The organism is Muribacter muris (assembly GCF_004569585.1).
GTDB lineage: Bacteria > Pseudomonadota > Gammaproteobacteria > Enterobacterales > Pasteurellaceae > Muribacter > Muribacter muris.
Map to the genome: position 1 here is coordinate 39,870 of NZ_SPPA01000021.1, position 12,141 is coordinate 52,010.

Genomic DNA, 12,141 nt, shown 5'->3' on the forward strand with positions numbered 1-12,141 from the left:
ATTTAAACGGGCATTATCATAAACCACCTCCGCAAAAAAGCAAATTAAATAAGACAAAATTTTTTATTCCCACCTATAAAAACACTCATTTGCCAACCATACGCTACGCTTATCTATTCCGTAAAAATTCCCAATTTATTTCACGCATTTCGGCAATTCCCGTGCTAAAATTTGCTAATTTTTACTGATTAGCGGGAAATCTAATGACGAAACAGACGCTTTTAACCGCACAAGGCGAACGCATTGCGATTGTCGCCGGTTTACGCACCCCTTTCGTGCAACGAGATACGGGCTTTAAATCCTCTTATGCGACTGATCTCGGCACAATGGTAACAAACGAACTTTTAAGCCGCACCGCGATTGATCGCACGAACATTGAACAATTAGTGTTCGGGCAGGTCATTCAACAGCCCGATATTCCCAACCCTGCCAGAGAGATTGCCCTCGCGTTAAATATGCCGACCTTGCAGGCTTACACCCTGAGCAGTTCGTGTTTATCGGGGTTGCAAGCCTTAGTGAATGTGGCGGGCAGCATTGTCAGCGGATCAATCTCTGCCGGTATTGCCGGCGGCACGGATTCGATTTCCAATGCACCGTTAAGCATCAGCCCACGGGTGATTTATAAGTTCAAACAGATTTTCAAAGCCCCAACCTTAGAAGATAAATACCGCCTGTTTCGTCAATTCTCGTGGCGGGATCTCAAACCACACGGGGTCAATCTCAAAGATTATATGACGCAGCTTTCCGTTGCCGATATTTCCGAGCGAATGGCACAGCAGCACCATATCAGCCGTGCCGAGCAAGACGAATACGCCCGCCAATCCCACCTTAAAGCACAAAATGCGTGGAAGCTCGGCTTATTCAAAAACGATGTAATGCCGTCTTTCCCTCGTCCTTATAGCGATTTTGTGGTGTCGGATACCCTCGTCTCTGCCGCAGTCCGCTCTAGCTACTATGAACGCTTTTCGCCGTTACTGGATAAAAATTACGCAACCGTTACCGAAGCCAATATGCCTAAACCCGTTGACGGTGCTGCTGCTGTTCTGCTAATGCGGGAAAAGCAAGCGAAAACCTTAGGCTTAACGCCGCTCGGCTACATTAAAAGTTATGCGATTACCGGCAATGATATTTGGCAAAATATGTTTATGGGAGCAACATTGGCGAGCAGTCTTGCCCTTGAGCGAGCCAAGCTGACCCTGCAAGAGATGGATTATATTGATATTCACGAAACCTCCGCCGCACAAATGCTGGTTAATATGCAACTGTTTGCCTCAACGGAATTTGCAAAAAATCAGCTCAATCGCACCGCGTGTTTGGGGGAAATCGATCCGGCGAAGCTCAATCATCTCGGCGGCTCGATTGCCTTTGGCAACCCACGGGCTGCCACCAGCCTACGCATTTTAATTCAATCCCTGCACGCACTAAAACATCGGGGCGGCGGTTTATCGTTGGTTGCCTCTAGCGGCTTAGGCGGCTTGGGGGCGGCAATGGTACTGGAAAGCGAATAAGGAATGACAATGACAACACCTTCAACCTACCCTGCTTCACCGTTTCAGGTGGAGATTGACGACAACCAAATCGCCGTAGTACGCATTGATGTGCCAAACAATCCGCATAACTGGTTGCCCGATTATTTTATTGATGATTTGCGTACCGTCATCGGTTCGGTCATTTATCAACAAGCGAAAGGGCTGATTTTCGTCTCCGCCAAGCCTAAATCCTTCATTAAAGGCTATAAGCTGGATGGATTACGCCATAAAACCACCGAGCAATTACAGGCATTTTCCCGTGATGCTCAACGGGTAATGCGGGAAATCAACACCTTAAAAATACCGGTGGTGGCAGTCATTGATGGAGATTGTTTCGGCGTGGGGTTAGAATTGGCTTTGGCGTGCGACTACCGTATCGCCAGTGAGGAAAGCTACACCAAATTTGCAATGCCGCAAGTGCGTTCCGGCATTTTACCCTTTGCCGGCGGCACACAGCGTTTACCCCGTTTAATCGGCTTGCCACAGGCAATCCCACTGTTAGCCTCCGGTTATAAAATCGGGGTGGAAAAAGCGTTACAGATCGGGCTGATCGACAAAGTGATCCCCGCAGGTAATCTGTTTGAAAGTGCTTATACCCTGCTTTTAAATAATCAAGTGCAAAAAATCAACCATAAACACCCGCTTGATCGGATGAAAAAATGGCGTAAGCAGCTTGAAGGCACACCGTTTATCCGCCAAAAATACCTTGATTATGTCGATAACCACCTTTGGCACAAAGCCTTCGGCAATTACCCTGCCGTTACGCATCTGCTCACGCTACTCAAAGAGCCGCATTTTAAAGAGGGGCTGATATTAGAGCAAAATGCGTTGGTCGAACTGTTCCATACCGAAGAAGCCCAAGTATTGATGAAGCTCAAGCGGGCAGAACGGGCAATGAAAGAGCAATACATTGATTTATCGAAAGTCAAAGATGTCCGCCAAGTTACCGTACTGGGCAGCGGCTATATGGGGGCGGGCATTGCCTATTTGACGGCGAATAATGCGCAAATTCCGGTCAGAATTAAGGATATTCACCCGTCTGAAATTCAAAAAGCCCTGCAAAAATGTTACGAGTTAATGCAAATGGCGGTGGCGAAAAAAACGCTCTCCCACGGTCAAATGATTCAGCGAATGAATTTAATTACCGGCGGCGAGCGGTTAGTAGCAGGCAAATCGACCGACTTTATTATTGAAGCGGTGTATGAAAAATTGGAACTCAAACAACAGATGGTGCGGGAAAGCGAAAGTTACTATCACGACCAAGCGATTTTTGCCACCAATACCTCGACCTTTGCGATCCGTGATATTGCCAGCGTGGCGACCCGTCCTCAAAATGTGATCGGGTTTCATTATTTCAGCCCGGTTACTACACGGCAGATGGTGGAAATTATTCCCCACGAAACAACCTGCCAAAATGCGATTGCCACGGCGATTCACTTTGCCATTCAACAAGGCAAAATCCCAATGTTAGTGGCGGATAAGCAGGGCTTTTTCATCAACCGTATTCTCACGCCGTTTTTATTGGAAGCGATTCAATGTATTGTCGAAGGGGAAGCGATCGAGTTTATCGACCGTTCTCTACAAGAATTTGGCTTTAAAATCGGCCCACTGGCAATGATTGACGACATCGGCTTGGACGTGTTAGCCAAATCCAATCCGGCAATGGTTGCCGAGCTGGGCAGCCGTTTTGCCCTGCCGGAAAGCGTGGCATTGCTGATTAAAAACGAACGCAAAGGGCGTAAAAACAGACGGGGCTTTTATATGTACGACAATAAAGGCAACCGTATTCAAGAAGATAAAAGTATTTATCACGTAATGGAGACCATCACCCGCAACGATTTGGAATCGGAAGAAATCGTACGCCGCTGCTTGCTACGAATGATCAACGAAGCGTGCTGGTGCTTGCAGGATAACGTGATCCGCTCGACAGACGAGGGCAACGTTGCCTCGGTACTCGGCTTTGAATTTCCGGATTTCCGTGGCGGCATTTATGCATATATCGAAAAAATCGGTGCAACCGAAATCGTAAGCCAACTGCGTAAACATTCTCAACGCTACGGTGAACGCTTCACCCCGTGCGAATGGTTGTTAGCCAAAGCCAATACACAATAATGCCTTTGCAAGCGGTGCGTAACAACGAAAAACTTGCAAACCAATTCATCAACTCAAGAGGAAAACTTATGAAACTGTCCAAAATTGCCCTATCTGTCATCGCCCTTGTCGGTATCGCCGGCGTGGGCGGCAGTTATTTTACCGGAAAACAGGCAGAGCAACGCTATCCCAATATGTTCGCCCAAGCCAATCTGCAACTTAAGCGGCTTGAAGCCCAAGGGATAAAAGCGGAATTTAAAGATCTCCAATTTGAACGCCACTGGTTTAGTTCTGAGGCAAAATATGTATTTGAAATCAATGCCGATAGTAAGCAATACCGCATTCAAGGAGAAGATACGCTCTACCACGGGCCTTTTCCACTTAACCGCCTCCAAAAAGGGAATATCATTCCAATGGCAATCAGTGGCGATAGCCGTATGATTTTCCCTGACGAGCTAAAAGATCTCATCAATAATCAAACAGCGTTTCTAAACAGTCATACGAATCTTAGTTACACAGGCAATTTAACCAGTGTTATCCATACCCAACCGCTTAAATCAACCTCCTTTGAAATGGCGGCAACGGAAACACAGTTAGATGGCAAACTCAGCGGCGACTTGTTCAGCGGGCTTACGACGACTGTCTTGCCTAAATTGAAATTTACCGACAACAATATAACCATCGAAGTCGATAACCTTGCTTATAAAGCAAACCTTGCTGCACCTAGCGATTTTGTACATTTGGACTTAGGAACACTATCAGCGACAATAGATAATATTGCGATCAAAAATAACATTCAACGCACGGCTATTGCTTACCAAAATATCCGTCTGAATGGCAATAATAACTTAAAAGGCGAGCGGTATGAGGGAGATGCCAATATCAATTTCGATCTTGTGTTAAGCACGCCGACCGCTCAGACATCATTAGGCAAACTCACCTTTAACTCCTTAATGGAGAGTGATGCCAAACTGACTAATGAATTTAACGCTTACCTGAAAAGTTTTTTGTTAGAGCGTTCACCACAATCATTTGAAAAATGGCACAATCTTGTGAAAAAAGGGATAAAGATACATATCACCCCATTGAAATTAAGCAATGATCAAGGCGAGCTATCGCTAGAACTGGTGGCAAACGGCAAGCCCTTTGAAACAGTAGCAACGCCTTCGCAAGCATTGGCATTATTACAAAAATCACACTTCAAAGTGAAATTTGATCTGCCGGTAATAAAAGGGCTCATCAACCAAATGGCACAAGTGCAAGGCGCAACGCCAGAGCAAGCCTCACAGCAAGCAGACTATGTCGTTGCCGAGTTAATCCATCAGCTCAAGCAAACCCAAGCGGTAAACATTGATGACAAACAAATCACCGCCGATCTCCAAATTGACGAAGGAAAAGTGCTGCTCAACGGGAAAGCATTATCAGATGCCGAAGTTCAAAATGCGCTGATAATGCTGATGTTTAGCTTAAATAGATTTTAACGATGAACAGGCAGTGGGGAAACCCACTGTCTATTGCGGTTTTAGCCCTGTTTAATCCGCTCAATACCCGAATAAACCGTGGCTCTGCCTTTACGGGTAAAAGCCAACAGGCTAAAACCATTCTCCCTTGCCATTCTCACCGCCATTTCGGTGGTTGCCGAAATAGCACACAGCATTTCCACCCCACAGGCAAGGCATTTTTGCACCATTTCAAAGCTGGCACGGCTAGTAACAAACACAAAACCAACGGGCTTATCCGCTTTGGCGTACCAGCCTAACAATTTATCTAACGCAACGTGGCGTCCAACATCTTCCCGTAGGGCTAACAATTTGCCGTGCGGATCAAAAAAGGCGGCAGCGTGGCTCGCCCCCGTCTGTTTTGCCAGCATTTGATGCTGCTCTAACTGCGCCAAGCAGTTGTCCAATACGCTGGGATCGACCGTTTGCAAGCGGTGAGATGGTCGGGAAAATTGACACTGCCGTGCCACTTGCTCAAGTTGCTCGACCCCGCAAATTCCGCAGCCTGTCCTGCCCGCCATTGTCCGCCGCTTTGCTTTTAGTGCGTGAAAACGGCGGGTGGAAATCTCCATTTGCACTTCAATACCGTGACAATGTTCCGCAATTTCCAAACCATAAAGCTCGCTTTTATCCGCTAAGATCCCTTCGGCAAGGGAAAATCCCAATGCAAAATCGGCTAAATCCTGTCGGCTACACATCATCACCGTATGGGAAATTCCGTTATATACCAAAGCAACCGGCGTTTCGGTAATCAAGTTTTCATCAACTGCATTCGATAAATACGAATCGTTCTTAAGGGTGAGACGAAAAGCGTGGGTTTGAACAATCGGCATTGGCTATTCCTTGAAAATTCCGTAAGAAAGTGGCAAATTTTGTTAAAAAATTGTATCATTTAGCCAAGTTTGGCTTATGTCAAAGTTTCGGCGGATTTTTCGTTTTATTCGTATAAAACAGAAGATCAATCCGATTATTCGGTAGATAATACCACGCTTTGACGAACCAAATTCAATTTAGTGATATTTTGAAGTTAATTTGACCACATTTGTGGTTTTTAGGAGTGATTATGCAGATCAGTAGAAGAAAGTTCTTTAAGATCTGTGCAGGTGGTATGGCGGGAACGTCTGCGGCAATGTTGGGCTTTGCGCCCGCAACGGCATTAGCTGCCCCCCGTGAATACAAACTCTTGCGTGCTAAAGAAACACGCAACACCTGTACTTATTGTGCTGTCGGCTGCGGTATGCTGTTATACAGTATGGGCGACGGTGCAATGAACGGTAAAAATAAACTATTTCACATCGAGGGCGACCCCGATCACCCGGTCAGCCGTGGGGCATTATGCCCGAAAGGCGCAGGCGCATTGGATTATGTAAACAGCGATCGCCGTGTGAAATACCCCGAAGTGCGTGAAGCCGGTTCAACCGAGTGGAAACGTATCTCGTGGCACGAAGCGATTGAACGTATCGCTAAACATATGAAAAAAGACCGTGACGCAAACTTCGTTACTCACAATGACAAAGGAGTTGAAGTCAATCGCTGGATGACCGCCGGTTTTCTCGCCGGCTCGGCGTGCAGCAACGAAACAGGGATTTTAACGCAAAAATTTGTGCGTTCCCTCGGTATGATTTTTACCGACAACCAAGCGAGTATCTGACACGGACCGACGGTGGCAAGTCTTGCCCCATCATTCGGTCGCGGTGCAATGACCAATCACTGGGTTGATATTAAAAATTCAGATTTAGTTATTGTGATGGGCGGTAACGCTGCGGAAGCCCACCCTGTCGGGTTCCGCTGGGCGATTGAAGCCAAAAAGCAAAACGGTGCGAAATTGATGGTGGTTGATCCACGCTTCAACCGTACCGCTGCGGTGGCGGATATTTATATGCCGTTACGTTCAGGCACGGATATTGCGTTTTTATCCGGCGTTATCCGCTATTTGCTTGAAAACGATAAAATTCAGCACGAATACGTTCGCCATTACACCAACGCAGCCTTCTTAATCAATGATGATTTCAAATTTGAAGACGGCTTATTCTCCGGCTATGACGAACAAACCCGTAAATACGATCGTTCCACTTGGGCATATCAATTTGACGAAACAGGGCAACCCAAACGGGATTTAACCCTCCAGCACCCTCGTTGTGTATTAAATATGCTTAAAGAGCACGTTTCCCGCTATACGCCGGAAATGGTCGAACGCATTACCGGTACGCCACAAAAAGATTTTCTGATCTTCTGTGAAGAAATTGCCAAAACCTCGGCACCGGATAAAGCGGCAACCTTCCTCTATGCGTTAGGCTGGACGCAACATACCGTCGGCGCACAAAATATTCGCACGATGGCGATGATCCAATTACTCTTGGGGAACATCGGCGTTTCCGGCGGCGGCGTGAATGCGTTGCGTGGGCATTCCAACGTGCAAGGGATTACCGATTTAGGCTTATTCCCGCATATGCTGCCGTCCTACATTCCGCTCCCAACCGAAGCGGATACCAGCCTTGATGCGTTCTTAAAACGGATTACCCCGAAAACGCTGATGAAAGATCAGGTCAATTATTGGCAGAATACCCCGAAATTTATGGTGAGTATGCTCAAATCTTTCTATGGCGATAACGGCACGAAAGAGAACGAGTTCGGCTATCACTATCTGCCGAAGTTACCAAAAGGCGGAATGGATCAGCTCCGTTACATTGAGGAAATGTACCAAGGCAAAGTAAACGGTTTCTTCTGCCAAGGAATGAACCCGATTGCTTCCTATCCAAATTCACAAAAAATCATCAAAGCCTTGAGCAAGCTCAAATATTTGGTGATTATGGATCCGTTGATTACCGATACCTCCGAATTTTGGATGAACCACGGCGAGTTTAACGATGTAAAATCGGAAGACATTCAAACAGAAGTCTTCCGCTTACCGACCACTTGTTTCGTTGAAGAAGACGGTTCAATCGCTAACTCCGGTCGCTGGTTACAATGGCACTGGAAAGGAGCTGAACCGCCGGGTGAGGCAAAAACGGACGGTGAAATTATGTCCGAACTGCGTGCCGAGCTTATCCACCTTTATCAAAAAGAGGGCGGCAAAGCACCGCTTGCACCGCTCGAAGCAATGAGTTGGGATTACGCCAACCCGCTTGAACCGAAAGCGGCGGAAGTGGCAAAAGAGAACAACGGCTATGCGTTAGAAGATCTTTACGATGCCAACGGCAATCTCATTCTCAAAAAAGGGCAACTGCTCTCCAGCTTTGCTCAAATGCGTGATGACGGTTCAACCTCCGGTGCGTGCTGGATCTATACCGGACAATGGACGGAAAAAGGCAATCAAATGGCAAACCGTGATAACGCCGACCCGTCCAATCTCGGCAACACGCTCGGCTGGGCATTTGCGTGGCCGCTCAACCGCCGCGTGCTATACAACCGTGCCTCTGCCGATTTAGCGGGCAAACCGTGGAATCCGAAACGCCAATTAGTCAAATGGAACGGCAAAAACTGGAACTATGTGGACGTTGCCGACTACGGCACTGCACCGCCGAACAGCCCTACCCTGCCGTTTATTATGCAGCCGGAAGGTGTGAGTGGCTTGTTTGTGCGTGAACGTATGGCGGACGGGCCGTTCCCTGAACACTATGAGCCGATGGAAACGCCAATCGGTACTAACCCGTTACACCCGAACGTGATTTCCAGTCCGGTAGCACGCATTTTGGAAAGCGATAAAGCCGATTTAGGCACGGCTGCCGACTTCCCGTATGTCGGCACAACCTATCGCTTAACCGAGCATTTCCACTATTGGACGAAAAACGCGCTGATTAATGTCATCGCTCAACCGGAGCAATTTGTGGAAATCAGCGAAGCGCTTGCCGCAGAAAAAGGTATCTCACACGGCGATAAAGTCAAAGTCAGCTCTAAGCGTGGCTTTATTAAAGCCGTTGCCGTAGTCACAAAACGGATTAGACCGCTAACGGCGGACGGCAAAACCATTCATACGGTGGGCATTCCAATCCACTGGGGCTTTGCCGCAACCACTAAAGCGAAGAAAGGCTTCTTTGCCAACAATCTGACCGTGCGTGCCGGCGATGCCAATACACAAACGCCGGAATCCAAATGTATGTTAGTCAATATCGAAAAAATCACGGAGGCATAAATGGGCGTACAAACTCAAGATATTATCAACGCCTCTGCTACATCGGGGCTGACACCGCCGCCACACGCCAGAGATCACAAATTTGAAGTGGCAAAACTGATCGATGTTACCACCTGTATCGGCTGCAAAGCCTGTCAGGTGGGCTGCTCGGAATGGAACGACATTCGAGCCGAGCCGGAAAACTGCGTCGGGGTTTACGATAACCCCGCCGATCTCAATGCAAAAGCGTGGACGGTAATGCGTTTCAACGAAGTGGAAGAAAACGACCGCTTGCAATGGCTGATCCGCAAAGACGGCTGTATGCACTGCGCCGAACCGGGCTGCTTAAAATCCTGCCCGTCGCCGGGGGCGATTATCCAATATGCCAACGGCATTGTAGATTTCCAATCGGATAAATGTATCGGCTGCGGCTACTGCATTGCCGGTTGCCCGTTCAACATTCCGCGTATGAATCCGGACGACAACCGTGTGTACAAATGCACTCTGTGTGTCGATCGGGTCAATGTAGGGCAAGAACCGGCGTGTGTCAAAACCTGCCCGACCGGTGCGATTCGCTTTGGCAGCAAAGACGATATGAAGCATTACGCCGAAAGTCGCATTGCCGATTTGAAATCCCGCGGCTACGAAAATGCCGGTTTATACGATCCGGAGGGGGTCGGCGGCACACACGTAATGTATGTATTACACCACGCCGACAAACCGGAACTTTATTCAGGCTTGCCGAAAGATCCGCATATCGACTCGACCATCAAACTCTGGAAAGATGTGCTAAAACCGGTTGCAGCTGTGGCAATGGGCGGTTTGGCATTAGCCGAAATCGCACACTATGTATCCATCGGCCCGAATACCGAGGAACTTGACGAACACGAAGACGAACAGGGAGGCAACAATGCGTAAAATCGAGATTGGCAACGACCAAAAAATCGTCCGCCATAAATTGCCCGCCCGCCTAAGCCACTGGCTGTTGGTGATCTGCTTTTTCACCACCGGCTTGTCCGGCTTGGCGTTCTTCTTCCCCGATTTTGCGTGGCTAACCGACATTCTCGGCACACCGCAGATCGCCCGTTTCGTCCACCCGTTCACCGGCTTAATTATGTTTGTTGCCTTCGTCAATCTCTGCTTGATCTACTGGCGGCATAACTTTCCGGAAAAAAATGACTGGGTATGGCTGAAAAACATCAAAGAAGTGCTAAAAGGCAACGAACACGCTGTGTCCGACAACGGCAAATATAATCTCGGACAGAAAATGCTATTCTGGACGCTGATTTTGGCGATGTTCACCCTACTTGCCACCGGCATTATTATGTGGCGACAATATTTCGCCCATAATTTCTCTATTCCTGTGATCCGCATTGCGATTTTACTGCACTCCCTTAGCGCGTTTTTACTGTTCACCGGCATTATGGTGCATATGTATATGGCGTTCTGGGTGAAAGGATCGATTCGAGGAATGGTCGAAGGCTGGGTAACGGTGCGTTGGGCGAAAAAACATCACCCACGTTGGTGGCGTGAAGAGGTGCTGCCGGAACTGGAAAAAGAACTGGCAGACAAACAACGAACCAAATAGCCACAAGCGGTCGGTTTCAAACCCCAAATTTGCAAACTGACATTCATAAGAGGGGCAACCGCCCCTCCTATTTTCTCAGCCTTTCACAATGTAAAGCATTAAAATGAGTATCCGAATTTTACCCGAAGACCAAATCAAACAAGCGGCAAGCAGTTTTCAGCACCCGCCTCTACTCTTTGCCAACCCAAAAAATCTCTACGCCCGCCGAGCCAAAAGGCTACGCCAACTCGCCGAAAATCACCCCTTTGGCGATTACCTGCAATTTGCAGCCCATTTAGTTGACGTTCAACTTGAATTGCTCGAAACACATCCGATTGCTAATATTTCAACACAACTGACCGCTTGCCTAAGCGGGCAGCAAGGCTTAAAGCCCCTTGATATAAAAACGTTTAAACGTTCAAACGAATGGCGCACCTTATTGATTGCCTTAATTGAAAAGTTCAAACCCTATGCCAACGACAGCATCCTTGCCACACTGGAATGGCTGGAAAAAGCAGCGGCAAACGAGCTAGAAACCCTCGCCGATCACCTGCTCAACGAACGCTACGAGCAAGTTGGCGCAGATAAAGCCGTGTTTTTATGGGCAGCACTTTCGCTCTACTGGGTACAACTCACCCAACAACTGCCCCGCCACATTCAAGGAGAGAACGGCGAACGCCACCGCTGCCCCGTGTGCGACTCTGCCCCCGTTGCCAGCGTCATTCACTTTGGCGATACCCAAGGCTTGCGTTACCTCCATTGCGCCTTGTGCGAAAGTGAATGGAATATGGTACGGGCAAAATGCTCCAACTGCGAACAGTCGGGCAAACTCGACTACTGGAGCTTAGACAGCGTGGAATCGCCAGTCAAAGCGGAAAGCTGCGGCGATTGCGACAGCTACCTCAAAGCGATGTATCAAGAAAAAGATCCTTATGTCGAGCCGATTGCAGACGATCTCGCCACCCTCTTTCTTGATGCGGAAATGGAACAAAAAAACCTCTCCCGCAGCGGCATTAACCCGTTTCTATTCCAAATCGCCGAGTAGTCGATACCATTGCAAGCGATGGGTTCGGTAATATACTTTGCAAAAATAAAGTGTAGAAGATCAAACTCAATCTGACAGTCCCCGTTTAAAACGATGTGTGTTTGTCAGATTAATTTGAGCTTAAATTTTTTTCTGCCCAAATTCGTTTTCCATCAACTAATGTTTCCATTGCCGTTCTTCCACAGCACATTTTTCCTCGATGGGTTCGGTGATGGTTATAATACAGCAACCATTCATCCAAATCAGCTTGTAATGTACTCAAATCCATATAAATTTTCTTCCTAAATGCCACTTGGTAA

Annotated in this window: 8 protein-coding genes and 1 pseudogene; 7 read left to right on the forward strand and 2 right to left on the reverse strand. The window is 47.7% G+C overall.

The window, feature by feature from the left end; all coding sequences use genetic code 11:
- Positions 1–203: 203 nt before the first annotated feature.
- The 3 genes from E4T80_RS09435 (at position 204) to E4T80_RS09445 (ending at position 5,101) form a co-directional block, all read left to right on the forward strand.
- The gene (locus tag E4T80_RS09435) at positions 204–1,508 is read left to right on the forward strand and encodes an acetyl-CoA C-acyltransferase (protein ID WP_135057754.1); all 1,305 of its coding nucleotides are present in this window, start codon (positions 204–206) and stop codon (positions 1,506–1,508) included.
- 9 nt (positions 1,509–1,517) lie between these two features.
- On the forward strand, positions 1,518–3,641 hold the full coding sequence (locus tag E4T80_RS09440) for a 3-hydroxyacyl-CoA dehydrogenase NAD-binding domain-containing protein (protein ID WP_135057757.1): 2,124 nt from the start codon (positions 1,518–1,520) through the stop codon (positions 3,639–3,641).
- Between the two features lie 68 nt (positions 3,642–3,709).
- Positions 3,710–5,101, forward strand: coding sequence for a YdgA family protein (locus E4T80_RS09445; RefSeq protein ID WP_167740715.1), 1,392 nt, complete (start codon positions 3,710–3,712; stop codon positions 5,099–5,101).
- A 41-nt stretch (positions 5,102–5,142) separates the two neighbouring features.
- Here the strand turns inward: E4T80_RS09445 and fdhD are convergent, their stop codons facing one another.
- On the reverse strand, positions 5,143–5,952 hold the full coding sequence (gene fdhD / locus E4T80_RS09450) for a formate dehydrogenase accessory sulfurtransferase FdhD (protein ID WP_135057762.1): 810 nt from the start codon (positions 5,950–5,952) through the stop codon (positions 5,143–5,145).
- A 230-nt stretch (positions 5,953–6,182) separates the two neighbouring features.
- On the opposite strand from fdhD, the gene fdnG reads away from it, so the two are divergent.
- The 4 genes from fdnG (at position 6,183) to fdhE (ending at position 11,842) form a co-directional block, all read left to right on the forward strand.
- On the forward strand, positions 6,183–9,251 hold the full coding sequence (fdnG, locus tag E4T80_RS09460; RefSeq protein ID WP_167740716.1) for a formate dehydrogenase-N subunit alpha: 3,069 nt from the start codon (positions 6,183–6,185) through the stop codon (positions 9,249–9,251).
- A complete protein-coding gene (gene fdxH, locus E4T80_RS09465) occupies positions 9,252–10,148 on the forward strand; it encodes a formate dehydrogenase subunit beta (protein ID WP_135057771.1) in 897 nt (298 codons plus the stop codon). It begins immediately after the preceding gene.
- A complete protein-coding gene (locus E4T80_RS09470) occupies positions 10,141–10,818 on the forward strand; it encodes a formate dehydrogenase subunit gamma (RefSeq protein ID WP_135057773.1) in 678 nt (225 codons plus the stop codon). Before fdxH ends, E4T80_RS09470 begins: the two co-directional genes overlap by 8 nt.
- A gap of 103 nt (positions 10,819–10,921) precedes the next feature.
- The gene (gene fdhE, locus E4T80_RS09475) at positions 10,922–11,842 is read left to right on the forward strand and encodes a formate dehydrogenase accessory protein FdhE (protein ID WP_135057776.1); all 921 of its coding nucleotides are present in this window, start codon (positions 10,922–10,924) and stop codon (positions 11,840–11,842) included.
- A 109-nt stretch (positions 11,843–11,951) separates the two neighbouring features.
- Here the strand turns inward: fdhE and E4T80_RS09480 are convergent.
- Positions 11,952–12,141, reverse strand: a pseudogene (locus E4T80_RS09480) (IS481 family transposase); the annotation flags it as partial.